Origin of the sequence: Paraburkholderia sp. PGU19 (assembly GCF_013426915.1) — a bacterium.
Classification (GTDB): Bacteria; Pseudomonadota; Gammaproteobacteria; order Burkholderiales; family Burkholderiaceae; genus Paraburkholderia.
In genome coordinates this window covers 1,036,530-1,060,641 of sequence record NZ_AP023181.1, presented here as the reverse complement: position 1 = coordinate 1,060,641, position 24,112 = coordinate 1,036,530, and the positions used below count along the sequence as shown (strand labels likewise).

Below are 24,112 nucleotides of genomic sequence, written 5' to 3'. Positions count from 1 at the left end.
CGGGATCGAACGCGCATTGGCATCGAAGTTGCAACGTGCATTTCAGTCATGAATAACCTACTTACCCAAATCCAACGCAAAAGGAGTGCCAATGATGATCGGTTCGCAACAGGCATCGCACGGAAAACTGAGCCGCCGGCTCGTGGCTCGCGCGCTCGTCGTGGCGGGAATCGTCGCGCTCGCCGCGCCTTCGTTCTTCATTCCCGCCGCGCACGCCGCCGATGACGCGATGCGCGTCGGCGTGCTGATTCCCGGCTCGAAGACGGACAAGGGCTGGATGGAGTCGGGCTACGACGGCGTGGTCGCCGCGCAGAAGGAATTCGGCCCGAAACTGAAGACGCAGATCATCGAGAACATCAACTACGCGGACATGGAGCAGGCGCTCACCAATCTCGCGTCGAAGAATCAGCTGGTGATCGGCATCGGCGGACAGACGCAGGCGGCCGTGCTGAAGATCGCCAGGCGCTTTCCCAACGTGAAGTTCTCGGTTGTCGGCGGCAACAAGGGGGAGAACATGCCGCCCAATGTCGCAGGCTACGACGTGAAGCAGGCCGAGATCGCATTCGTCGCGGGCGCGGCGGCCGCGATGATGTCGAAGAGCGGCGCGGTGAGCTACGTGGGCGGCATGGAGATTCCGTCCATCGTCAACGCGGGCAAGGAATTCGGCAACGGCGCGCGCTATATCAACCCGAAGGTGAAGTACTTCGAGAGCTATACGGGCGACTTCGACAACGTCGCCAAGGCTCGCGAAGCGACGGCTGCCGCCATCGCGCAAGGCGCCGACGTCCACTATCACATCCTGAACCTCGGGTTGCGCGGACTGGAGCAGGCGGCGAAGGAAAAGAACACGCACATCATCGGCAGCTATACGGACCGTTGTGGCAGCGATCCGCTGTATGTGGCGTACAGCATCACGGGCGTCGGCTACCAGGCGCAGTACGCGATCGAGCAACTCGAAAAGGGCCAGTGGCAGCCGGGTTACAAAGCGTTTGGTCTCGCGATGGGGCCGAAGGCGTCGAGCATGGTGATCTGCAAATCGACACCCGCGATGGACGCGAAACTCAAGCAGATCGAAGACGACATCCTGAGCGGCAAGATCAAGGTATCCGAGGGATGAGCACGCTCGCTTCTCCCGTCGCGCGTGCCGAGCCGATTCTGTCGCTGACGAACATCGGCAAGCATTTTGGCGCGTTCACGGCGCTCGAAGGCGTGTCGCTCGATCTGATGCCGGGTGACGTGCACTGCCTGCTCGGTGAGAACGGCGCGGGCAAATCGTCGCTGTGCAACGTGATTTTCGGCGTTCACCAGCCCGATGCGGGCGCGATGCAGGTGAACGGCGCGCCGTATCGTCCGCGCAATCCGCGTGAGGCATTGGCGCGCGGCATCGCGATGGTGCATCAGCACTTCAGCCTCGTCGACGACGCCAGCGTGCTCGACAATCTGCTGCTTGGCCAGGCGCGCGGCTGGCTGAACCGGCAGCGCGAAGCGGCGCGATTGCGGGAAGTGCTGGCGAGTGTCGGGCTGGAACTGGCGCTCGATGCGAAGGTGGCTGATCTGTCGGTGGGCGAGCGGCAGCGCGTGGAGATCGTCAAATGCCTGATGCGCGAGCCGCGTCTTTTGCTGCTCGACGAGCCGACTGCCGTGCTGTTGCCCGCCGAGATCGATGCGTTGCTCGACACCTGCGAGCGCGTCGCTGCGCGCGGCTGCGCAGTGGTGCTGGTCACGCACAAGCTGAAGGAAATTTGCCGGATCGCCACGCATGCGACGGTGCTGCAAACGGGGCGCGTGGTGGCGCGTTCGGCGGCGCCTTCGAGCGATATCGACAGGCTCGTGCATGCGATGATTCATCGCCCGGGTAAGGACGGTGATGAGGACGACGCCGATCTGGCGAGCCGTCTGTCGCTCGTCAACACGCGCTCGCCATACTCGCGTCCGCTCGCTGAAGAGGTATTGCAGATCGACGGCCTGAGCGCACGCGATGCCGAAGGCGTCACGCGTCTCGAAGATTGCACGCTCGTCGTGAATCGCGGCGAGATCGTCGGCATTGCGGGTGTCGAAGGCAATGGACAGAGCGAACTCGGCGCGGTGCTCGCGGGTATGACGAGCGCGTCGGCGGGACGTTTTTTTATCGCCGGGCGCGACATGACGAATGCGACGCCGCGCGAACTGACGCAAGCAGGCGTCGGCATCGTGCCGGAAGATCGGCACGCTGTGGGTTGTGTCACGGGGATGAGCGTCGCCGACAATCTGCTGCTCAACCATCTCGACCGCTACACGCGCGCTGGCTTTCTGCGCCGCCGCGCAATGCGCGCCGCCGCGCTCGACCTGATGCAGCGCTTCGACGTGCGCGCGAGCGGCCCTGACGCGCTGTTCGGCGGCCTGTCGGGCGGTAATCAGCAAAAGGCCGTGCTGGCGCGAGAACTGACGCTCGATCCGCTGCTGTTCCTGCTCGCCGCGCAACCGACGCGCGGCCTCGACGTCGGCGCGGTCGCCGCCGTGTACTCGCACATTCGCGCCGCACGCGATCGTGGTGTGGGCGTGTTGCTGATTTCCTCCGAACTCGACGAACTGATGAGCGTCGCCGATCGCATCGTCGTGCTGTATCGCGGGCGCGTCATGGGCACCTGCACGCCCGAGGCGAGCAATCGCGGCCGCATCGGCGGGTGGATGGCGGGCGCGGGAGAACCTGCATGAATCCGCAGATGAAGGTGCAAACCCTGTTCGGTTCGACGCATGACTCGCACGGTTGGCGTGCGCGTTTGCCGCATGTGCGTGTCGCGTGCGTGATCGCCGGGGCCGTCGTATTCGCGATGCTGGCGGCGCTCGCGTTGATCGCGCTAATGGGCGTGCCCGTTAGCGATGCGCGCGCGGCCTTCGCCGACGGCGCATGGGGCTCGCCGTATGCGATCGGCGCGTCGATCAATCGCAGCCTCGCATTCGCGCTCGTTGGCACAGGCTTCGTGATCGCGAACCGCGCGAAGCTTACCAACGTGGGCGGTGAAGGGCAGCTTGCGATCGGCGGCATCGTCGCGACGGCGCTGAGTCTTTACGGCGGATGCGCGCACTTGCCGTTCGGCCTGTCGTTCATCGTGCCGATGCTCGGCGCCGCCGCTGCGGGCGCGCTGTGGGGCGGCGTGCCCGGCGTGCTGAAAGCGAAGGCGGGCACCAATGAAGTGATCAGCACGTTGCTGCTGTCGTTCATCGCCGTGTGGCTGCTCTATTGGTGCGTGCAGAGCGAAGCGCTGCTGCGCCAGCCGATGACGAACGGCGCGACCTTTCCCGAATCGCTCGAAATTCCCGATCTCACAAAGCTTCCCGCAATCCTCGCCGCGAGCGGCATGAACCTCAATATCGGGCTGCCCATCACGATTGCGCTGGCGATCGGTTCTGCCTTCATGCTCACGCGCACGCGCTTCGGCCTTTCGCTGCGCGCGGCGGGCCTGAACGCGATCGCGGCGAGGCGCGCGGGTCTTCCGATCACTTCGTCCATCGTCGGCGCACTGGCGCTTGCTGGCGCCTTCAGCGGGCTTGCTGGCGCGTTGATGCTGCAAGGCGATCAATACTCGTTGAAAGCGGGCTTCTCGTCGGGTTATGGCTTCGACGGCCTGGTGGTCGGCCTGCTCGCGCGCGGCTCGATCACGGGCGTATTCGCGGCGGCGCTGCTGTTCGGCTTTCTGCGCTCGGGCGGCATCAACATGGAAATGGTCGCGCAGGTGCCTTCCGCGCTCGTGCTGATCGTGCAGGGCATCGTCACCATCGCGCTCGCGGGCGGCGCGATGTGGCTCGACAAGGGAGACGCACGTCAATGAATCTCGAACTTCTCGCAGTCTTCGCGGGCGCGTCGATCCGCCTCGCCGCGCCGATGATGCTCGCGTCCACGGGCGAGATCGTGAGCGAGCGCGCGGGCGTGCTCAACATGAGCGTCGAAGGCATGATGCTGACGGGCGCGTTTCTCGGCGCGACGTTTTCATGGTTGACGGGCAATCCGTCGATTGGTTTGCTGTGCGGCATGCTCGGCGTGATTCCCCTCGCGCTGCTGCAGGCATTCCTGAGCGTGACGATGCGCGCGAACCAGATCGTGACGGGCATCGGCATCAACATTCTGGCGCTCGGCGGCACGACGCTCGCTTACCGCGGAATCTTCGGCGAGCGTTCGAGCGCGGTGATTCCGGGCCTTGCGCACTGGTCGCCGCCCGTGCTCGGCACGCTGCCTGTCATCGGCGAACCGATATTCGGGCAAGTGTGGCTGCTGTATGCGGGGCTTGCGGTGCTGATCGGAACCTACGTGATGATGCGCTACACCGCGTTGGGCGTCGCGCTGCACGCGACGGGTGTCGCGCCTCGCGCGGTCGATCAGTCGGGCCTCGGTGTCGCGCGGATTCGCTACGGCGCGGTGGTGTTCTCGGGCGTGATGTCGGCGGCAGCGGGGTGCTTCATCTCGATCGGCGACATTCACACTTTTACGGAAGGCATGACCAACGGCGCAGGCTATCTGGCGATTGCCGCAATCATCTTCGGCAACTGGAAGGTCGGCCGCACGGCGCTCGCGTGCCTGCTGTTCGGGGCAGCGACGGCGATGCAGTTTCAACTGCCGATGTTCGGCCTGCATGTGCCGACGGCATTGCTCATCATGCTGCCGTATCTGCTCGCACTCGTGGCCGTGGCAGGATTGATTGGCAGGCAGTCCGCGCCGCCTGCGCTCACCCAGCCGTTCAGGCGTTGAGCGCGCGAGCGCCGGGGGCGCGGCGGAGTACCATAACGATTAGCCGCGCCATTCTTCAATCATTCATCGACACCATGCCACGCAACGCCTCTGCACCCAGCACACCCGCCCGAACGGCGAAGGACGAGCCCACGCGTCGCCAGCAACTTGCAGCAAAGACGCGCGAGCGCATCTTCCGGATCGCCATCAAGGAGTTCGCGGACAAAGGCTTCAGCGGTGCGCGCGTGGAAGGGATCGCGAGTCGCGCGAAGGTCAATATCCGCATGATCTACCACTACTTCGGCGGCAAGGAAATGCTGTATGTCGAAGTGCTGGAGCATGTGTTGGCGAAGCTGCGCGAAGCGGAGCTGGCCGTTGAACTGGATGAAAAGACCGTCGACCCCGCGGCAGGCATCTTGCAGCTTTACGATTTCACAGAAGCGCACTTTTCAGCGCACCCCGAGTTGCTGTGCCTGCTTTCGTGGGAAAACCTGAATCGGGCGCGCTACCTGAAACGCTCGAAGGTCATTCCCGCGATGTCGTCGCCCGTGCTCGACAAGCTGCGCACCCTGATCGAACGCGGCGAGGCCGCTGGCGAGTTGCGCGAGGGGATCGATCCGCTGCATATGTACGTGACGCTCGTGAGCCTCGCGTATTTTCACAAGTCCAATGCGTACACGCTCTCACGCATGTTCGACACGGAAATGCTCGCGCCTGGATGGCAGGCCGCGCACAAGGCACAGGCACACGAACTCGTGCGCGCGTTTCTGACGGGAGCGCGTGTGCCGGAACTGGCGGCGCACTTCTTCAATTGCCGATAGGGCGCCGCGCAACGCCGCGCGGCGCATCAACCCGCAGTCGCCCGCTTTCGCGCGAGCGATCTCGCGATGAGTAATCCGCCCACCATCACCGCAAGCGAGATCAACGTCGTCATTGTGCCGAGCGCGTAGATGACGGGCGTGGTCACCGAGGTGGTCAAACCCTGCAATTCGAGCGGCAGCGTGTTCTGATCGCCGATCGCCTGCGACGTGCGCGCGATCTCATCCCACGAAAGCGTAAAGCCGAACATCGCGACGCCGATCACGGAAGGCCCGATGATAGGCAGCACGACATGGCGGAACGACTGCCACGGCGAGGCGCCCAGATCGCGCGCTGCTTCCTCGAACGCGGGATTGAAGCGATTGAAAACGGCGAACATCACGAGCAGACCGAACGGCAACGTCCACGTGAGATGCGCGCCGAGCGCCGACGTGTAGAGGCCCATCGACGTGGTCCAGCTATCCGCGAACGACTGAAAGCCCGACGCGTTGGCCAGATACTTGATGAGCGTATCGAGCAGACGAAAAGTCAGCCCGATGCCGAGCGATACGATGATCGACGGCATGATGAGACTCGCGACCGATACGTAGAACACGGCCGTATCGCCACGAAAACGCCGCCTGAACGCGAGGCCCGCGCTCACCGAGAACAGCACCGTCAACACCGTTACCGCAATCGCGAGTTTGACGGAGCGCCCGAACGCAGCCCAGATATCGACATCGCCGACACCGTTGCGCAAGACCTCGAACCAGTGCAGCGAGAGGCCTCGCATCGGAAAAGTCAGGCCGCCTTCCGGACCCTGAAAGGACAGAATAAAAATCGTGATCACTGGGCCATACAGAAACAGCACAAAGAGGCCGAAGATCAGCGCGAGCCAGTAGAAGCTCGCGGGGCGGCGCTCGCGATGCCTGAGCGAAACACTCATGTCAGAGTTCCTTTCTGATGTCGACGGCACGCGTTAGCGCCCACACGATCATGAGCACCACCGCGAGCAGAATGATCGCGTTTGCGGCAGCGGCGGGAAATTGCAGATAGCCCGTTTGCACCTGGATGATCTTTCCGACCGACGCGATCTGCTGCCCGCCCATCACGCCCACCGTGAGGAAATCGCCCATCACGATCGTGACGACGAAGATCGAGCCGATCACGATGCCCGTTTTCGACAACGGCAACACGACGTCGCGGATCATCTGCCAGCCGCTTGCGCCGCCATCGCGCGCCGCTTCGAGCAGCGACCGGTCGATACGCATCATCGCGTTGAAGATGGGGACGATCATGAAGAACGTATAGAGATGCACGAACGCCAGCACGACGGAGAAGTTCGAATACAGCAGCCATTCGAGCGGCTGGTCCACAAGATGCGCGGACATCAGCGCCTGATTGACGAGCCCGTTGCGGCCGAGCAGCGGAATCCACGAGATCATGCGGATCACGTTGGACGTCCAGAACGGAATCGTGCAGACGAGAAACAGCACGGTTTGCATCGCCGTCGTGCGCACATGGAACGCGAGGAAATACGCGATCGTGAAACCGAGCACGAGCGTCACCGCCCAGACCATCGCGCAGAACTTGAGCGTGGACCAATACGTCTTGACCGTGACGCAAACGTCCGTGAGCGACGTGCAACCGTCGAAGATCGCCGCGTAGTTCTTCAGTGTGAACGCCGGGATGATCTGATACTCGTTGAAGTCCCAGAAGCTGACGATCAACGTGATCACCAGCGGCACGATAAAAAACAGCGCGAACGTGACCGTGAGCGGCGTGGCTTGCAGCCACGCGCTCACACGCCGATGGCGCACGGCCGTTGGCTTCGCCTGCTGGAGATACTCGACCGAGGCCATCTTCACACTCCGCGCGTATTTTTGTGCATTCTCATGCCGCGATGAATTCGTTCCACTTCTGCACCATGTAGATGTTCTCGTCCATCACGGCGTTCCAGCACGCAATCGCACCCATGCGCTGGTTGTACGAACCGCCGTCGCGCACGGCGCCCGCTTTTTCGAGCAGCTGGCCGTCGGGCGCCTTGATGTCCTGCGCCGCGAGCTTGCCTTCCATCCAGTAGTCCCATTCGTAGGCTTGCATATGCGTGCGCGCCGTTTCCGTGACGCCGGGGTAATAACCCTGACGCATCAGATAAGCGCCTGCCCAGCCGTCCTGAAACCAGTTGACGAATTCATACGCGGCATCGAGCTTCTTGCCTTGCAGCGAGCGCGGAAAGCCGAAACCCGACGCCCATGAGCGATAGCCTTCCTTCAAAGGCTGGAACTTGCAGGCGATGCCCATCGTGCGGACCTTCGTGACGGCGGGCGACCACATCGACTGGATCACGACTTCACCCGAAGCCATCAGGTTCACGCTCTCGTTGAAATCACGCCAGAACGCGCGGAACTGGCCAGCGCGCTTCGCTTCGATCAGGATCTTGATGGTCTGATCGATCTCGGCCTTGGTCATGTTGCCCTTGTCGCCGTATTTCACGTGGCCCATCGCTTCGATCGCCATCGCCGCATCCATGATGCCGATGGCGGGAATGTTCAGAAGCGCCGCCTTGCCCTTGAATTGCGGATTGAGCAGGTCCGCCCACGTCGTCACGGGCCGTGGGATCAGGTCGGGCCGAATGCCGAGCGTGTCGGCGTTGTACGTGGTGGGGATCAGCGTCATCCACTCGGTCGGCGTCGCGGAGAATTCGGTCGAGCGCGCGCCCTTGAGGAACATCACTTTTTTCGGCGCCGTGCCTTGATCGCCGATCTTCTTGCCGTCCACTTCGCCCTTCGTCAGGACGGGCGTGATCTTGTCGGCGAGCTTGATACGCTTCGCGTCCATACCCGCGAGCGTACCCGCCGGAATGAGCTTCTTGAGCGAGAAGTACTCGGTGTCGACGATATCGAACGAATTGGGCTGCGTGATGATGCGTTTGGTCACGTCATCGGTGGTCACGGGAATGTATTGAATCTCGATGCCCGTGTCTTCCTTGAACTTCTTCGCAATGTCCGCGCTCTGGTTGACGGCCGTGCCGAGGTAACGCAGCGTGAGCTTCTCTTGTGCGTGCACATATGGGAAACCGGCGATGCCCGCAGCCGCGACCGCACCCTTGATGAACGTGCGGCGCGATATTCCTTTGCCTACAGTCTCTTCTCCAGCCTGTTGCACGTTTGCGGCCACCTTGTCGTCGTTCATTGCTTCTCTCCTCTAAAGAAATTGCCGTTGCGTTGTCGTTGTCAGTGCACTTGTCAGGCCGCGAGCGGATGAGCGTTCTGCTCGTCCCACCAGACCGTCACGCGCGCATTTGGCCCGAGACGTTGCGGATCGTAGTCGGCGTCGCTCATCAGGGACACGAGCGCGGACGAGCCATCCTGCGGGTCGAGCGTGATGCGCAAGTGCGTGCCTTGATACTCGGCTTCGCGCACCGTGCAGGCGAGGCCGCCGATGCGGCTCAAGCCGCTTTCTCCCGCGCTCGTGCCCGGCGTGACGCCTTGCGGCGCGATGCGCAAGCGGTCGGCGCGCACGGTAAAGAGACCGCCCTTCGCGCCAAGCACGTTATGGCCGCCGAGAAAGCGCGCGACGAATTCCGTGCGCGGCCGGTTGAAGACTTCGAACGGCGTACCCGTCTGCTCGATCTGGCCGTGACTCATCACCACGACGAGATCGGCGAGCGCCATCGCTTCTTCCTGTGAATGGGTGACGTGGACGAAGGTGATCCCGAGTTCCTTTTGCCAACGCTTGAGTTCGGCGCGCATCTGTACGCGCAGGAACGGATCGAGCGCGGATAGCGGTTCGTCGAGAAGCAGGCAGCGCGGTTCGTTGAGCAACGCGCGCGCGAGCGCGACACGCTGCTGCTGGCCGCCCGAAAGCTGGGCGGGCCGGCGGTTCGCGTGGGCCGACATCGCGACGAGTTCGAGTAGTTCGCCCGCGCGCTTTCGGCGCGCGTCTTTGGCGACGCCCCGCATCTTGAGGCTGAACGCGACGTTATCGAGCGCGGACAGATGCGGGAACAGCGCATAGCTCTGAAACACCATCGCCGTGCCCCGCGCGGCAGGCTGCTCATGCGTCACGTTGCGCCCGCCGATCAGCACGTCGCCTTCGGAGACCCACTCGTGACCCGCAATCATGCGCAGCGTCGAAGTCTTGCCGCATCCCGACGGGCCGAGCAGGCAGCAGTACGCGCCGCCGGGAATGCGCAGGTCGATCGCATCGACGGCGAGCGAGTCGCCATAACGCTTCGAAACGTGTACCAGCTCGATGTCGGCGGGGCTTACATGAACCACGGTAGATGCCGGCTGAACCATGAAGGTGTGTCCTGTCAGATGACGCGAATGGAATACGGCGCACGAAGCATGCAGCCGGGAGCTTCTGCAAGTCATATGCCATTCGCGATCTTGTGCGCCGTCAGCACGTACTCGCACGTGTGCCGCAACGCCCGCTGACAACGCGTGTCGACAGGTTGGCGCGCATATTGCACACGATTGCGGACCTCGATCGTCAGCACTTGCGAGTTGGTTGCGTGTGCAATCGCAGTGCAGGTTTCGTTCGGATTGGGGCACAACCTAACCAAACCGGATCATTCACACCCGACAATGAACGACTTCAAGCGCGAGCCGTCCGGTTCATTTGATGCACTGAAAACACATGGCCGCTTCGGCTATCAGCCGATTCATGAGGGCGATGCTTACCACTGGCCGAACGGCGCGCGGCTTGCCGTCTATCTCGGCTTCAACCTGGAGCACTTCGCGTTCGGCGAGGGTCTGGGCGCGGCGCTGGGGCCGCTGTCGCCGCAGCCCGATGTGCTGAACTACAGCTGGCGCGAGTACGGCAATCGCGTCGGCGCGTGGCGCTGCATCGAATTGTTCGATTCGCTCGACATGCCGGCGGGCACGCTCATCAACACGTCGCTTTACGATCACTGTCCGGAACTCATCGAAGCCTGTGCCGCGCGCGGCGACGAACTGATCGCGCACGGCCACACGAACGCGCAGCGCCAAAGCGATCTGGACGAGGACGGCGAACGCGCGCTGCTGGCCCATTGCCGCGCACGCATGATCGAACAGTCCGGCGCGGAACCGGCGGGATGGCTGTCGCCGTGGATCTCCGAATCGCACCGCACGCCGGACCTGCTCGCCGAGACGGGTTATCGCTACACGCTCAACTGGTGTCACGACGACCGGCCTGTGCGTATGCAAACGAAGGGCAGGCCGCTGTGGTCGATTCCGTATCCGCAAGAGCTGAACGATCTGCCGATGATCATGGCGCGGCAGATGGACATGCGTGATTTCGCGGACATGATCGTCGACCAGTTCGACGAGATGCTCGAGCAAACACAGCGCGCGCGTACTGCGCAGCCGCTCGTCATGGGCATCGCGCTGCATCCGTACATCGTTGGACAGCCTTACCGGTTGCGGCACTTGCGGCGCGCGCTCGCGCATATCGGCAATGCGCGCGACGACATCTGGCTCACGACACCCGGCGCCATCGCGCGCCACGCAGAAGAAGCCGTGCCCGTTGCGGCGCAAGCCGCATGAGTGCCGTGCAGGCGGGCATGAGGCCCGCGAAACACGAGAAGCGCGACCGGGCGGATGCGGATGGGCGCATCTATCAAACGATCTTCGAAGGCGTGTTGAATCGCAGGCTGACGCCGGGCACGAAGCTGCCCGAGCCGGAACTGTGCGCACTGTTCGGCGTCGGGCGCGCGGTGGTGCGGCGCGCGCTGGAGAAGCTGGCGCACGACGGTATCGTCGTGTTGCGTCCGAACAAGGGCGCCGTTATTGCGCAACCGACGCGCGAAGAAACACGCGAAATTTTCGAGGCCCGCTGCGCGGTGGAACGCGCGCTGGTCGAACTCGCGGCGCGACGCGCGAGCGTCGACGATATCGGCGCGCTGCGCAAACAGCTTGCGGACGAGCACGAGGCGATGCATCGCTTCGATCAGCCTTCATGGGCGCGGCTTGCAAGCGAGTTTCATCTGCGTATCGCGGCGCTGGCGGGCAACGCGACGCTCGAACGCTACCTCACCGAACTGATTTCCCGCTGCTCGCTGATCGTCGGTGCTTACGAGCCGGTCGGCAACGCGCCGTGCGAGCACGACGAGCACACCGCTATCCTCGATTGCCTGGAAGCCCGCGATGCCGAGGGCGCGATTGCGCATATGACGGCGCATCTCCAGAGTCTGGAGGCGCGCATCGAAACGTCACGCATGCCTGGCAAGAAGCGGCTTGCGCAAATGCTTGGTATCGAACCCGATCGACAAACCGCGATGGAATAACATGGAAATCGACTTCGAAGCGATCACCGAGTACCAGCGCTACAAACTGATGGCGAGCCTGATTGTCCCGCGTCCCATCGCGCTCGTGACGACGCTCGGCGCCGATGGCACAGTGAACGCCGCGCCGTTCTCGATGTTCAACATGCTGGGCGAGGAACCGCCTATCGTGATGATCAGCATCAACCGGCTGACGGACGGCACGTTGAAGGACACAGCAGTGAACATTCCGCGCGAAAAAGAATTCGTCGTGCATCTTGCCGATGAAGCGATTGCGCAGCAGATGCATCGCTGCGGCGAGCGCTTTGCGTCGAATGTCAGCGAACTGGACGAAGTGGGTTTCACCGCGCTGACGTCGACGCGGGTCAAGCCGCCGCGCATCGCGCAGGCGCCTGTTGCGTTCGAATGCGAGCTTTGGGAGACGCTTGAAACGGCGAGCCGTCATATATTTATCGGCAAGGTGCTGGTGCTGCACGCGCGGGACGAATTGATCGACCGTGACGCCTGGCGCGTCAGGTTGCAGCATTATTTTCCCGTAGGTCGGTTCGGTGCGAGCGATTACGTGACGACGCGGGATCGGTTCGAGCTTTGAGTTGCACGCGTTCTTTGGAACGGCCGATATCCGCAGACTGCCTCTTCCATCTGGCGGCTTCGCATCGATCAACGCGGATCGAACACCGTGAGACCGCGCGCGAGTGCGGGCCTCGCCTCGACCTGCGCATACCAGCGGCGTAAATTGGGCAGTTGCGCCCAGGGCAGTTGCGACATGACCGACTGCGTGATCGTGAAGGCCGCGATGTCCGCGATCGAAAATGTCATTCCTGCCATATACGGTTCGTCACTGACATACCGCTCTGCCGATTCGAGCGCAGCGAACATCCGTTCGACAAGCAGCGCTTGCCCCGCCGGAACACCCGCGCTACGAAGAAAAAAAGCAGCGTGACTGACGGCTATCACGTCGGTGACGAAAAAGAAAAATCGCTCATGCGAAAACTGTCTATCCAATAACAGTCGATCAAATGAATGATTTCCGTGCACCTCTGTCGCGAGAAGTGACGATTAATGATTCAATTGCACGAACAACAATAGTTATTTGTCGAATGCCCCAAGCGGAATTCATTGACTATACTGCGTGAGGCTGTGGTCGTCGGCGCGTGCGCATGGCACGTCCCTATATTGAAGACACGGAGTGGAAACTCGCCAGTAGAGTTTCCATACGGCCCGTTTTCGGACGCCATGAATCCAGATCGCAAGCACGGGCCGGGTGGACGCTTGACGCGATGCGAGTCGCAGGCTCGACTTCGCGCAGTGGTCGCGAGCGCCAAAAAACGCTTCCTGACGGTTGGCTTCCGGGAGACCAGTCTAGACGACATTGCTCGCGATGCGGGCGTGGCGAAGAAGACGCTTTATTGTCATTTCGGCAGCAAAGAGCAGTTGTTTAGCGCGATTCTGGAAACGCTGGGGCGGACCTGGCAGGAGCAACTCCGGCACATCGTCACGAGCGGCGGTGAACCGGTCGACGTGCTCGAAAGAGCGGCGCTGCACCTGCTCGACATCGGCACTCGCGATGAAATGACCCAGCTTTACTGGGTGCTGCTGGTCGAGACACGCCGCTTTCCCGCGCTCTCGGCCGGGCTGTATCAGGAGCGTGGGCGGCTGATCGGTATCGAACCGCTCGAAGGCTATCTGCGCGCAGCGGTCGAAAACGGTGAGCTCGAATTCGACGACGTCGAACTCGCCACCGAGCAGTTCGTGCATCTGGTGCTAGGCGGTGTGCGCGCCAGAATGCTGCTCATGGGTGCGCGGCGCCCGAGCGCAGCGAGACGTCAATTGATCGCGAAGCAGGCGGTCAGGATTTTCACCGCAGGGTGCTTGACCCGGTGAAACAAAACTTTCAAAACATTGTCGGTTTTCATTCAAATAAATTAGTCATACGAAGTAAATCGCTTTTGTCGGAATGCCGATCCAGTCAATGGAGGCACATGCATGAAAACAGCTTCGCGTGCGTCGAATGTTGTGCGCGCAGGGTGTGGAAGAACGCAATGGCGTTTCGCGGCGCTGGGCGGCGTCGTGCTCGTCGTTGTTATGTCGCTGGCCGCTTGCATGATGGGCCCGGACTATCGCAGGCCCGAAGCGCAGATTCCTGAAGGGTTCAAGGAAGGCGTCGACTGGCAGCGCGCCGATGCGAACCCGCAAGCCGCGATCGACAGTACGTGGTGGCGGATGTACGGCGACGACAAGCTCAACGACCTCGTCGATCAGGCGTTGCGGGCGAACCAGTCGATCGCCGCGGCGGAGGCCGCCTATCGCCTCGCGCTCGCGACGGTCGAGGCGAACCGTGCGGGCCTGTTCCCGACCGTGACGGCGGGTCTGTCCGGCGCGCGTTCGGGCGGCAACGTCACCGGGCTAAGCGCGAGCCGCGGGTCCGGGGCGTCGACGTCGACCTCGGCGGCGGGCGGAGCGGGCAACAGCATCGTCGCGCTCGGGGCCGTCACTTGGGAACTGGACCTGTGGGGCCAGATACGGCGTCAGATCGAGGAAGCGAAGGCCAACGCGCAGGCGTCCGACGCGCAACTCGCCGGCGAGCGCATTTCCATTGCGGCCAGCGTCGCGACCGATTACTTCCAGTTGCGTCAAGCCGACTACGACATCCGCGCGCTGAAGGAACAGCTGGACGCGTACGGGCGCATCCTCGCAATTGTGCAGACGGCCTACGCCCAGGGCGGCGCCTCCAACGACGACGTGCTGGTCGCGCAAGAAGATCTGGAGACGGTGATCGCCGATCTGCAGACGACGGAAATCAACCGCGAACATGACGAACACGCACTTGCCGTGCTGGCGGGCGTGCCGCCTGAGTCGTTCAGCATCCCGCCCGATCCCGACTATCACTTCATGGCGCCCGCCGTGCCGACGTCGCTGCCTTCGCAACTGCTCGAGCGGCGCTACGACGTGGTCAGCGCCGAACGCACGGCGGCAGCCGCGAATGCGAGTATCGGCGTGGCCGAAGCCGCGTTCTTTCCGACCTTGACGCTATCGGCTGAAGGCGGCTTCGCGCACAGCACGCTCGCTCATCTGTTCACGGTGCCGAACCGCTTCTGGACGCTCGGGCCGGATCTTGCGCAAACCATTTTCGACGGCGGCGCGCGCACGGCTGCCGTGCACCAGGCGCGCGCCACGTATGACGAAGACGTGGCCAACTACCGCAATACGGTGCTCACGGCATTCCAGAGCGTGGAAGACAGCCTGTCGTCGATGAATCATCTGCGGGCGCAGGAAAGCGCGTTCGCGCATGTGCTCGATAGCAACGCGCGATTGTTCGCGAGCGAAGAGGCGCAGTTCAATGCCGGCGCAGTCAGCCAGCAAAACGTGTTGAATCAGCGGCTGACATTGATCCAGGCGCAACAGAGTCTGCGCGATACGCAGGCCTTGCTCGCGCAGAATCACGTGCTGCTCGTGAAAAATCTCGGCGGCGGCTGGCAGCGCGATGACGCCGACGCTGCATCGCCGGCTTCGGGAAGCGCGGGTCGACCTGTCGCGCAGCAATCCACGAGCTCTGCCGACTGAACACGTTTGACGCACACGCAGTTCACAACGATTCACCCGACACGGGAGCGCCCGCATGCAGACATGCAGCCCGCGCGTGCCAGTGTCACGCAACAACGGAGTTCTCATGAAGTCACGTTTGGAACGCGTGTCGTTGTTATGTCTGTGTCTGATCGTGCTCGCCGCGTGCTCGAAAAAGGCGCCGCCGCCACCGCCGCCGCAGGTCTCGACGGTGAAGGTGCAAGCGCAGTCGGTGCCGCTAGAACGCCGCTTCGTCGGGCGGCTTTCGCCTTACTACAGCGCGAACGTCACGGCGCGCGTGTCGGGCGTGCTGCTCAAGCGCAATTACGCGGAAGGCTCACAGGTGCGCGCGGGACAGTTGCTGTTCGAGATCGATCCGACGTTCTATCGCGCGCAGCTCGACAACGATCTCGCGATCCTGGCCGAGGATCGCGCCACCTACATCAACGATCACATCACCGCCGAGCGCAACCGGAAGCTGCTGCCCGCCGGTTCGATCTCGCAGCAAACCGTCGACAACTCCGACGCCGCCGAGCGCAGCGCGGCCGCCAAGGTGAAGGCCGACGAGGCGACCGTGCAGAGCGCACGCATCTTGCTCGATTACACGCGCGTGACCGCACCGATCGGCGGCATCGCTGGCCAGCAACAGGTCACGGCGGGCGCGGTGGTCGGCAGCAGCACGACCGACTCGGGTGGCAACGGCACGTTGTTGACGACGATCCAGCAGATCGACCCGATGTACGTGAACTTCACGATCAGCTCCGCCGATCTCGCGACGCTGCAGCAATCGCAAACGGGCGGCACCGTCGACCTTTCGCAGCAGAATCAGGTCTCGGTGCGCATCGCGTTGCCCAATGGCGCGCCGTACGGCAGCGCGGGCACGCTCGATTTCTCCGACGTGACGGTGAACGCGTCGACGGGGGCCGTCAATCTGCGCGCGCTGGTCGCGAATCCGCAGCGGCGTCTTCTGCCCGGCATGTTCGTCTCGCTGACGGTCGATTTCGGCCGGCAGAACAATGTGTTCCTGGTCCCGCAGCAGGCCTTGCTGCGCGATACGACGGGCGGCTATATGCTGCTGGTCGGCGGCGATGGCAAGGTGGCGCGCAGGGACGTCGAGACGACGAATAGCCTCGGCAACAACTGGATCGTGACGCACGGCCTGAACGATGGCGACGAGGTCATCGTGACGGGCGTGCAGTTTGCGCATGAAGGGGCGCCTGTGAAGACTGTCGCGTGGCAGCCACCGGCTGCCGCGTCGGCGGCTTCATCGGGTGCGGCGGCTTCTTCTCCGGGCGCGGCGGCATCATCGGCCGCAGCGGCTTCGGCCGGCATGGCGAAGTAGGAGACCGCTCATGCCGAGTTTCTTTATCGACCGCCCTGTTTTCGCGTGGGTCATCGCGATCCTCATTTGCCTGTTCGGCATCATCGCTGTGCGCGGCATGGGGATCGATTCGTATCCGGACATCGCGCCGCCGCAAGTGACCGTCACGGCGCAATACCCGGGCGCGAGCTCGCAGACGATGGAATCGACCGTGACGCAGGTGATCGAGCAACAGCTCACGGGCATCGACAATCTGCTGTACTTCAGCTCGACGTCGAGCTCGAATGGCCAGACGCAGATCATCCTCACGTTCGCGACGGGCACCAATCCGGATATTGCGCAGGTGCAGGTCCAGAACAAGGTCACGCTCGCCGAGCCGCTGTTGCCGTCGCAGGTGACGCAGCAGGGCGTGATCGTCGCGAAGTCGAGCCCGGACATTCTGCTGTTCATCGCGCTGCAGTCGAACAATGCTTCGATCGATGCGGGGCGGCTCTCCGACATTCTGGCGTCGCAGATCCAGCCTGTGATCGGGCGCGTGACGGGCGTCGGCAACACGACGCTGCTCGGCTCGGAATACGCGGTGCGGATCTGGCTCGATCCCGACAAGCTGCAGAGCTACGGCCTGTCGACCACACAGGTACTCAATGCCGTGAGCGGACAGAACGCGCAATTCGCGGCGGGTTCGCTCGGCGCCGATCCTGCCGTGAAGGGCCAGGTGTTCACGGCAACCGTTTCCGGCGACAGTCTCTTTTCGTCGCTCCAGCAGTTCCGCGACATCATCGTCGTATCGAACAGCAATGGCACCACGGTCAAACTGAGCGACGTCGCGCGCATCTCGTTCGGCTCGCAGACTTACGGACAGGCACCCATGTACAACGGCAAGCCAGCCGGCGGCCTTGCCGTGTTCCTTCTGCCGGGCGCCAATGCGCTGAAGGTCGAGAAAGCGGTGAAGGCGACGATGGATACGCTCGCGCGCGACCTGCCGGAAGGCGTCACATGGAGCGTGCCGTACGACACCACGCCCTTTATCACCGCATCGATCACTGACGTGATCCGCACGCTCATCGAGGCCATCCTGCTGGTGTTCTTCGTGATGCTGATCTTCCTGCAGAACCTGCGCGCGACGATCATTCCGACGCTCGTGATTCCCGTCGCACTGCTCGGTACTTTCATCGGTCTTTCCGCGCTGCATTACACGCTCAACCAGTTGACGCTGTTCGGCATGGTGCTCGCAATCGGCATCGTGGTGGACGATGCGATCGTCGTGATCGAGAACGTCGAGCGCATCATGAGCGAAGAGCACATGGAGCCGCGTGAGGCGACCCGCAAGGCGATGAAGCAGATCACGGGCGCCATCATCGCGATTACGGTGGTGCTGACGGCCGTGTTCGTGCCGTCCGCGCTGCAGCCTGGTGCAACGGGCATCATTTACGCGCAGTTCGCGCTGACGATTGCGGTGTCGATGGGATTCTCCGCGTTTCTGGCGATGTCGTTCACCCCTTCGCTGTGCGCCGCGATTCTCAGGACCGAACACCAGACGAAGAAGAACGCGTTTTATCGATGGTTCGACCGGACCTTCGACTGGACGACGAAACACTATCTCAGCCATGTGGGCAAGGCGGTGCATCACGCGCCACGCTGGATGATGGCGTTTGCGATCGTGCTCGTGCTGACGTGCTTCCTGTACACGAAGCTGCCGACCAGCTTCGTGCCCGACGAAGATCAGGGCTTCGTGCTGGCGCTCGTCAACCTGCCGCCCGGTTCGACCTTGCAGCGCACCGACCACGTGATGGCCGAATTGCGCGACAAGCTCGCCAACAGTCCGCTCGGCAAGGACATCGTCGGCATCTTCCAGCCTGAAGGTTTCAGCTTTGTTGGTACGAGCGAAAACGTCGGCATGTCGTTCATCAAGCTGTCTGACTGGAAGGACCGCTCCGAAACGGCAATGAAGATGATCCCGCAGATCAACCGCATTCTGTCGTCGATCCCCGACGCGCAGATTTTCGCGGTGAACCTGCCGACCATTCGCGGCCTGAGTCAGTTCGGCGGCATCGACATGTATCTGCAGGCGCGCTCGGGGCAATCGCGCGCCGAACTGGGCGAGGCGGAGCGCACGCTGCTCACCAGCGCGGCGAAAAGTCCCGTGCTGTTCGGCATCCGGCCGAACTCGCTGCCAAACTCGCCGCAACTGGACATCGCGGTGGATCGCACGCAGGCGCAGGCGATGGGCCTGTCGCTGACGGATGTGTATCAAACGCTCGAGATGGAACTCGCACCGTTCTATATCGACCAGTTTACGTACGGCGGCCGCGTGAAGCGTGTCTATATCCAGGCGGATGCGCCGTTCCGGATGTCGCTCGACGCGCTTCAGCACCTCTACACGCCGAGTGTTTTCGCAGCCGGCGGGTCGTCGAGTCAGGCGTCTTCCAGCAAGAGCAGTTCGGCCACGACGGCCAGCACAGGCCCGGCCGTCGGCTCGAATGGTTTCGTCACACCCGTCGATCCGTCGCCCGCCAATACGGCGATTGCCCCCTACAACATGGTGCCGCTCGCGAGCGTCGTGAATGCCAAATGGGCGTTTGGGCCGACGGTGCTGCCACGCTACAACGGCTATTCGGCCATCGAGATCGTCGGCAACTCGGCGCCCGGTTACTCGACGGGGCAGGCGATCGATACGCTCAACGACATCATCAACCATCAGTTGCCGAGCGGCTTCGCGGGTGACTGGACCGGGCAGTCGTATCAGGAGTTGCTGTCGGGATCGTCGGCGACCACGCTGATGGCGCTGTCGATCGTGGTGGTGTTTCTGTGTCTCGCGGCGCTGTACGAAAGCTGGTCGATACCCGCGTCGGTGCTGCTGGTGGTGCCGCTTGGCATGCTCGGCATGCTCGCGTTCTGCCTGACCTTCAGCGTGCCGAACGACATCTACTTCAAGATCGGCCTCGTGACAGTGATCGGCCTCGCGGCGAAGAACGCGATCCTGATCGTCGAGTTCGCGGTGGAGGGACAGTTGCACGGCATGACACTGCGCGACGCGGTGCTGACGGCGGCCCGATTGCGGCTGCGTCCGATCCTGATGACGTCGATGGCGTTCATTCTCGGCGTGTTCCCGCTCGTGATCTCGTCGGGGGCGGGCGCCTCTTCACGTCACGAGATCGGCACGGGCGTGATCGGCGGGATGCTGTTTGCAACGTTTCTGGGTCTGCTGCTGATACCCGTGTTCTATGTGGTCGTGCGCCGCCTGCTCGGCGACAAGCTCGACGAGGTGTCGCACAAGATGCCGCATCACGGCGGCGATGGTGCCGCGTCGGGCGGACACGAAGATGGAACGCCGAAGGACGGTGTGCCGCTCGACGGACCGCCGCCCGGCGGGACGCCAGGGACGGGGGCGCCGGCTTGACGAACCAACACTTGCCGCGCGCGGCGTTTTCTGGCCAGTCTCGAACCGGTACAACGACCGATGAGGCGAACACGACAACAGGCGCGGGAAACGCGCGACCAGATTCTCGATGCAGCCGAGCGGCTGTTCGCGGAGCATGGCGTGTCCCGCACGTCGCTGGAGGATATCGCGATGCGTGCGGGGTGTACGCGTGGCGCGATATACGGGCACTTCCGCAATAAGAGCGATTTGTTCGTCGCGATGACGAACCGCGTGATGCTGCCGATGGAAATGCTCGTTGCAGCGACCGCCGATGCCACGGAGCCGGACCCGCTCGGCAGGATCAGGCAACTGCTGCTGTATTTCCTCGGTAAGGCCGTGGTCGAGCCGCATAGCCGCCGCGTGTTCGAAGTATTGTTCACGAAGTGCGAAAATACGAAAGACATGATGCTGGTGATCGAGCGGCAACACGACGCGGCGCGCAACGGAAGGATGTATCTCGAGCGCGGCTTGCGTAATGCAATCGCGAGAGGACAACTGCCGTTCGATCTCGATACCGGGCGTGCGTCGATCGTCGTGCATGCATTCCTTGGCGGCGTGCTGCGAGACTGGCTGCTGGAACGCGATTCGATCATGCTGCCGCGCGATGCGGAGTTTCTGACGGACGTGTGCATCGGCATGTTCCGCTATTCACCTTCGTTGCGGCGCGGATAGCAGCAAGCCTGCGCATTGTGCTGGCGCGCTGTCGTCGACAGGTGCGCTTTGTCGAGTGGCCTGCATGTTTTGAAGTAGTATTGTTCGCGGCTGATCGCAAGGTCGGGTCGACGAGGCGCACGCTGACCTCGAAAAAGTTCAGCCGGAAGCGATGCAGTGATTGGGAGCGACAAGATGCAAGTGCTGGTTGACGCAGACGCCTGCCCGGTTGTCATCAAGGACATGCTGTATCGGGCCGCGCGTCGCGCCGAAGTGTGTGTGACGCTCGTAGCGAACCGGTATCTGCAGACGCCGCCTTCGCCGTATATCAAGTCACTGCAAGTACCGGCGGGCGCGGACGCGGCCGATATCCGCATCGTCGAACTGGCCGTGGCCGGCGATCTGGTGATTACCGCAGACATCCCGCTTGCCGCTGCTGCGCTCGACAAGGGCGCCTTCGTGCTCGACCCGCGTGGCGGCTGGTTCAGCCGCGAGAATATCGAGGAACGCCTGACCATGCGCGCCGTGATGGATCAACTGCGCAGCACGGGCGTCGATACGGGCGGTCCTGCGCCCTTCAGTCCGCGCGACAGCAAGACCTTCGCGGGGCAACTGGACCGGTTTCTCGCGCGGCATCGCGCGGCGCCAGCCTGAACGTCGAATGTGATTCGCTGTGGTTTTCAACCTGCGAATTGGAACTATACTGGCGCACCAGGAGGTTTCAATGGCCGATCAAGAGAAACTGCATCCGCTACGCCCGTTTTTGAAGAACTGGATTTGGGAGCATGGTCGAGTCGGGACACGCTATCTGGATTACGTCGACGGCGAAATCAAGTTCGATGAAGGCAAGAAATCACGTTTCGCTGCTGAGAAATATATTTATGTGCCGCTCGACAAGGACGGTGAAGACGCGGTAGCCGCAGAGGGCCCTGCGATCCAGGAAGCGGGGCTTGCCCGGTTCTTGCGGGCGGCGCAGTTGGGCACGCCAGATGAGGCGGGTTCTGTGGCGGAGATTCAACGCGCCGTGCAGGACTGCGTGGAACTCGGCCTCTTCAGCGCCTATCAGGCGGAGGCTCGCGAGGCAATGGCCCGCTATGCGCAGGAGCCGATGTTCGACGACGAGATCCGCGCGGCGGTTGTCGATGACATCCGGCGTATTTACGTGGGCGTTCGGGAGCAACTGTCGCTGTACGATTTCAGTGTGCTTTACGGCTTGCCCTCGCCGCTGCTGATCAGCGAGACGCCGTTCATCGATTGGCGCGTGCGTGCAAGTCCGGCACTACCGTTTGTATCGCTTCCGTTGGGGCCTTATTGTCTGCTGGTAGGCGCGCCCTCGGGCCGCAAGAGCCGGATCGGCCCGGTGGTCTGGAAGGCAGCGGCTGCGATGGGCCCGTTGAAGGACCACAACCGGCAGCTCATGGAGCACGCACGTCTATGGCTGGTGGCGACCACGGATGACCAGCTCGTCGCGGCACAAAGCCGGCTTGCTGCTGCCACGGGCACCAGGCAAGAGAATGTGAAGCCTTAAAGTAGTCGGCAGCATCTTTCGTTGAGTTACTTAAACAGGGGCATCTAATGAATGCAATCAAAACACTCAAGCTGGCTGGCGCTGCATTGATCGTCGTGGCTTCCGTCAATGCCTGGGCACAGGGAAGCGAAGCCGCTAGCGCAACGACGACAACGCAAGGCGCATCGAAATCCTCCGTCAGGAAGGCAAATCGGGCACTGAGTAAGAAAGTGGCCCACGCGCTTTCGAAGGGCGGTGTCGATACGACGGGCATCAATGTTCTCGTGAAGGGCGGCGCAGTGACGCTCGCTGGGGGCGTGACCGATCCGGCCCAGATCGAGAAGGCGACCTCGATAGCGAAGGGCGTTCCCGGCGTCACGTCGGTGAAGAATGCTCTGACGATTCGGGAAGGCGGGCAGTAAGACCAGAGAAGCGAGGGCGGCGTTTCCTTCCGGGTTGTCACAAGGAGACGCCGCCCGTATTCCAGCGAGCGGCTCATCCGGCACGGAAGCCGGCCGCCCGGCATTCACGCATCATTGTCGAAGACTGATCCCGCGAGTCTCCGGTGAGAAGAAAGTAGCGACAAAGCTGATCCCCGCCAACACCGCGATGTAGGTTGCAATCGGCCAGTACGCGCCTTGTGCCCACGCGAGCAGCGCGGCCGCTATAAACGGTGCGATCCCGCCGGATGCGACAGCGGCAAATTCCTTGCTGACTGCAATGCCCGTGTATCGATAGCGGGCACTGAACAGTTCAGGAAAATACGCGCCCTGAATCCCATACATCCCGAACACGCCCACACCGATGGCGACAGCCATGCTGATCACGATCAGCACGGGGTCTTTCGTGGTGAACAGCCAGAACGCAGGAAAGGCCCAAAGGCAGGTGAACAGCGCAACGAGCCGATACATCAGCCGCCGGCCGAAGCGATCGGACAGCCAGCCCATCATCGGAATGGTGAACACCGCGAGCGCTGCGGCGATCGTGAGACCGATCGTGCCAACCGATTTGTCGACCAGCAGTACCTTGGTCAGATAGCTGAGCGCAAACACCTGGTACAGGTACGAGGAACCGTTTTCGCCGACGCGCAGGCAGAACGCAACCAGCAACGTGCCGCGTGCCTCCGACATCAGATCGCGCACCGGCCGTTTGCTCGCATGCCCCGTATTCTTGAATTCTTCGAACACAGGACTTTCCTTCACTCGCATTCGGATCACGATGCCGGCAACGATGACGAACACGCTGAACAGAAACGGCACACGCCAGCCATAGCTGAGAAATTCGTCCTTCGGCAGTCGCTGGACGAGCGTGAAAATGCCGTTCGCGAGCAGAATGCCGATGATGCAGCCGGCAAACGGCAGTGCCGCATAGAAGCCACGTCGGGCGGGTGGTGCGAACTCCGACACGATCAACGAGGCGCCCGCCTGTTCCGCGCCCGCGCCAAAGCCCTGTAGCAGACGCAATGCGACCAGCAACGCGGCCGCCCACACGCCGACCTGGTGCCACGTAGGCAACAGGCCGATGCAGAAGGTCGAGCCGCCCATCAGCAGCACGGTCGCAACCAGCACGCTCTTGCGGCCATATTTGTCGCCGAGCCAGCCGAAGAACAGCCCACCAAAGGGCCGCGCGAAGAACCCCGCAGCGTACGCGCCGAAGATCGCGAGCAGTCCTGCAGCCTTGTCGAGCCCGGGAAAGAACAGATCCGAAAAGATGAGTGCTGAAGCGGTCCCGTAGATGCTGAAGTCATACCACTCCATTGCGCTGCCGGCGACGCTCGCCGCAATGACGCGTCGAAGATCCTTGCCTGTCACGTTCGCATCGGCATCGTTCACCGACGATGCTGAAACTGCAGAGGTTGCCTGTGCTGTCATGCTTCG

Annotated in this window: 22 protein-coding genes; 16 read left to right on the top strand and 6 right to left on the bottom strand. The window is 62.6% G+C overall.

Features of this window, described 5'->3' with window-relative positions; genetic code table 11:
* Positions 1-91: 91 nt before the first annotated feature.
* The 5 genes from H1204_RS34610 to H1204_RS34590 all read left to right on the top strand — a co-directional run bounded on the left by H1204_RS34610 (position 92) and on the right by H1204_RS34590 (position 5,523).
* Positions 92-1,117 carry a BMP family protein gene (locus tag H1204_RS34610; RefSeq protein ID WP_180734992.1) on the top strand — a complete coding sequence of 342 codons (1,026 nt, stop codon included), beginning with the start codon at positions 92-94 and terminating at the stop codon, positions 1,115-1,117.
* Entirely contained in the window at positions 1,114-2,694 is a 1,581-nt protein-coding gene (locus tag H1204_RS34605) for an ABC transporter ATP-binding protein (RefSeq protein WP_180734991.1), read from the top strand. Before H1204_RS34610 ends, H1204_RS34605 begins: the two co-directional genes overlap by 4 nt.
* Positions 2,691-3,809 (top strand): ABC transporter permease, encoded by a 1,119-nt coding sequence (locus tag H1204_RS34600; RefSeq protein WP_180734990.1) that lies wholly within the window; start codon positions 2,691-2,693, stop codon positions 3,807-3,809. Before H1204_RS34605 ends, H1204_RS34600 begins: the two co-directional genes overlap by 4 nt.
* Positions 3,806-4,723: an ABC transporter permease gene (locus tag H1204_RS34595; protein ID WP_180734989.1), complete on the top strand. Its 918-nt coding sequence runs from the start codon at positions 3,806-3,808 to the stop codon at positions 4,721-4,723. The genes H1204_RS34600 and H1204_RS34595 overlap by 4 nt, the downstream gene beginning before the upstream one ends.
* 74 nt (positions 4,724-4,797) lie before the next feature.
* Positions 4,798-5,523 carry a TetR family transcriptional regulator gene (locus H1204_RS34590; RefSeq protein WP_180734988.1) on the top strand — a complete coding sequence of 242 codons (726 nt, stop codon included), beginning with the start codon at positions 4,798-4,800 and terminating at the stop codon, positions 5,521-5,523.
* 26 nt (positions 5,524-5,549) lie between these two features.
* Here the strand turns inward: H1204_RS34590 and H1204_RS34585 are convergent, their stop codons facing one another.
* Genes H1204_RS34585 through H1204_RS34570 form a run of 4 tightly spaced genes read right to left on the bottom strand, consistent with a single transcriptional unit; the run spans position 5,550 to position 9,804 of the window.
* On the bottom strand, positions 5,550-6,446 hold the full coding sequence (locus H1204_RS34585) for an ABC transporter permease (protein WP_180734987.1): 897 nt from the start codon (positions 6,444-6,446) through the stop codon (positions 5,550-5,552).
* A 1-nt stretch (position 6,447) separates the two neighbouring features.
* Positions 6,448-7,362, bottom strand: coding sequence for an ABC transporter permease (locus H1204_RS34580; RefSeq protein WP_180734986.1), 915 nt, complete (start codon positions 7,360-7,362; stop codon positions 6,448-6,450).
* Positions 7,363-7,393: 31 nt separating this feature from the next.
* Positions 7,394-8,695, bottom strand: a complete 1,302-nt coding sequence (locus H1204_RS34575; protein ID WP_180734985.1) for an extracellular solute-binding protein — start codon at positions 8,693-8,695, stop codon at positions 7,394-7,396.
* A gap of 53 nt (positions 8,696-8,748) precedes the next feature.
* Positions 8,749-9,804 carry an ABC transporter ATP-binding protein gene (locus H1204_RS34570; RefSeq protein WP_180734984.1) on the bottom strand — a complete coding sequence of 352 codons (1,056 nt, stop codon included), beginning with the start codon at positions 9,802-9,804 and terminating at the stop codon, positions 8,749-8,751.
* 288 nt (positions 9,805-10,092) lie between these two features.
* On the opposite strand from H1204_RS34570, the gene H1204_RS34565 reads away from it, so the two are divergent.
* From H1204_RS34565 to H1204_RS34555, 3 genes are read left to right on the top strand one after another with little or no spacing between them, the layout of a single operon-like run.
* Positions 10,093-11,034 (top strand): polysaccharide deacetylase family protein, encoded by a 942-nt coding sequence (locus tag H1204_RS34565; RefSeq protein WP_180734983.1) that lies wholly within the window; start codon positions 10,093-10,095, stop codon positions 11,032-11,034.
* The gene (locus tag H1204_RS34560) at positions 11,031-11,774 is read left to right on the top strand and encodes a GntR family transcriptional regulator (protein WP_180734982.1); all 744 of its coding nucleotides are present in this window, start codon (positions 11,031-11,033) and stop codon (positions 11,772-11,774) included. Before H1204_RS34565 ends, H1204_RS34560 begins: the two co-directional genes overlap by 4 nt.
* 1 nt (position 11,775) lies before the next feature.
* Positions 11,776-12,363, top strand: a complete 588-nt coding sequence (locus H1204_RS34555) for a flavin reductase family protein (RefSeq protein WP_180734981.1) — start codon at positions 11,776-11,778, stop codon at positions 12,361-12,363.
* A gap of 68 nt (positions 12,364-12,431) precedes the next feature.
* On the opposite strand, the gene H1204_RS34550 is transcribed toward H1204_RS34555, so the two are convergent.
* Positions 12,432-12,650 carry a glutathione binding-like protein gene (locus H1204_RS34550; RefSeq protein WP_243468986.1) on the bottom strand — a complete coding sequence of 73 codons (219 nt, stop codon included), beginning with the start codon at positions 12,648-12,650 and terminating at the stop codon, positions 12,432-12,434.
* A gap of 429 nt (positions 12,651-13,079) precedes the next feature.
* Here H1204_RS34550 and H1204_RS34545 point away from each other — a divergent pair, with 429 nt between their 5' ends.
* The 8 genes from H1204_RS34545 to H1204_RS34510 all read left to right on the top strand — a co-directional run bounded on the left by H1204_RS34545 (position 13,080) and on the right by H1204_RS34510 (position 22,657).
* Positions 13,080-13,655 carry a TetR/AcrR family transcriptional regulator gene (locus tag H1204_RS34545; RefSeq protein WP_233446682.1) on the top strand — a complete coding sequence of 192 codons (576 nt, stop codon included), beginning with the start codon at positions 13,080-13,082 and terminating at the stop codon, positions 13,653-13,655.
* Between the two features lie 102 nt (positions 13,656-13,757).
* A complete protein-coding gene (locus H1204_RS34540; protein WP_180734980.1) occupies positions 13,758-15,335 on the top strand; it encodes an efflux transporter outer membrane subunit in 1,578 nt (525 codons plus the stop codon).
* Positions 15,336-15,441: 106 nt separating this feature from the next.
* Positions 15,442-16,677, top strand: coding sequence for an efflux RND transporter periplasmic adaptor subunit (locus H1204_RS34535; protein WP_180734979.1), 1,236 nt, complete (start codon positions 15,442-15,444; stop codon positions 16,675-16,677).
* 10 nt (positions 16,678-16,687) lie between these two features.
* Complete coding sequence (locus tag H1204_RS34530; protein WP_180734978.1) at positions 16,688-20,056, top strand: efflux RND transporter permease subunit; 3,369 nt, start codon at positions 16,688-16,690, stop codon at positions 20,054-20,056.
* 60 nt (positions 20,057-20,116) lie between these two features.
* On the top strand, positions 20,117-20,749 hold the full coding sequence (locus H1204_RS34525) for a TetR family transcriptional regulator (protein ID WP_180734977.1): 633 nt from the start codon (positions 20,117-20,119) through the stop codon (positions 20,747-20,749).
* Positions 20,750-20,923: 174 nt separating this feature from the next.
* Positions 20,924-21,382: a YaiI/YqxD family protein gene (locus tag H1204_RS34520; RefSeq protein WP_180734976.1), complete on the top strand. Its 459-nt coding sequence runs from the start codon at positions 20,924-20,926 to the stop codon at positions 21,380-21,382.
* 70 nt (positions 21,383-21,452) lie between these two features.
* Positions 21,453-22,256: a hypothetical protein gene (locus H1204_RS34515; protein ID WP_180734975.1), complete on the top strand. Its 804-nt coding sequence runs from the start codon at positions 21,453-21,455 to the stop codon at positions 22,254-22,256.
* A gap of 47 nt (positions 22,257-22,303) precedes the next feature.
* Entirely contained in the window at positions 22,304-22,657 is a 354-nt protein-coding gene (locus tag H1204_RS34510; RefSeq protein ID WP_180734974.1) for a BON domain-containing protein, read from the top strand.
* A gap of 111 nt (positions 22,658-22,768) precedes the next feature.
* Here the strand turns inward: H1204_RS34510 and H1204_RS34505 are convergent, their stop codons facing one another.
* On the bottom strand, positions 22,769-24,106 hold the full coding sequence (locus H1204_RS34505; protein ID WP_180734973.1) for an MFS transporter: 1,338 nt from the start codon (positions 24,104-24,106) through the stop codon (positions 22,769-22,771).
* Positions 24,107-24,112: the final 6 nt, after the last annotated feature.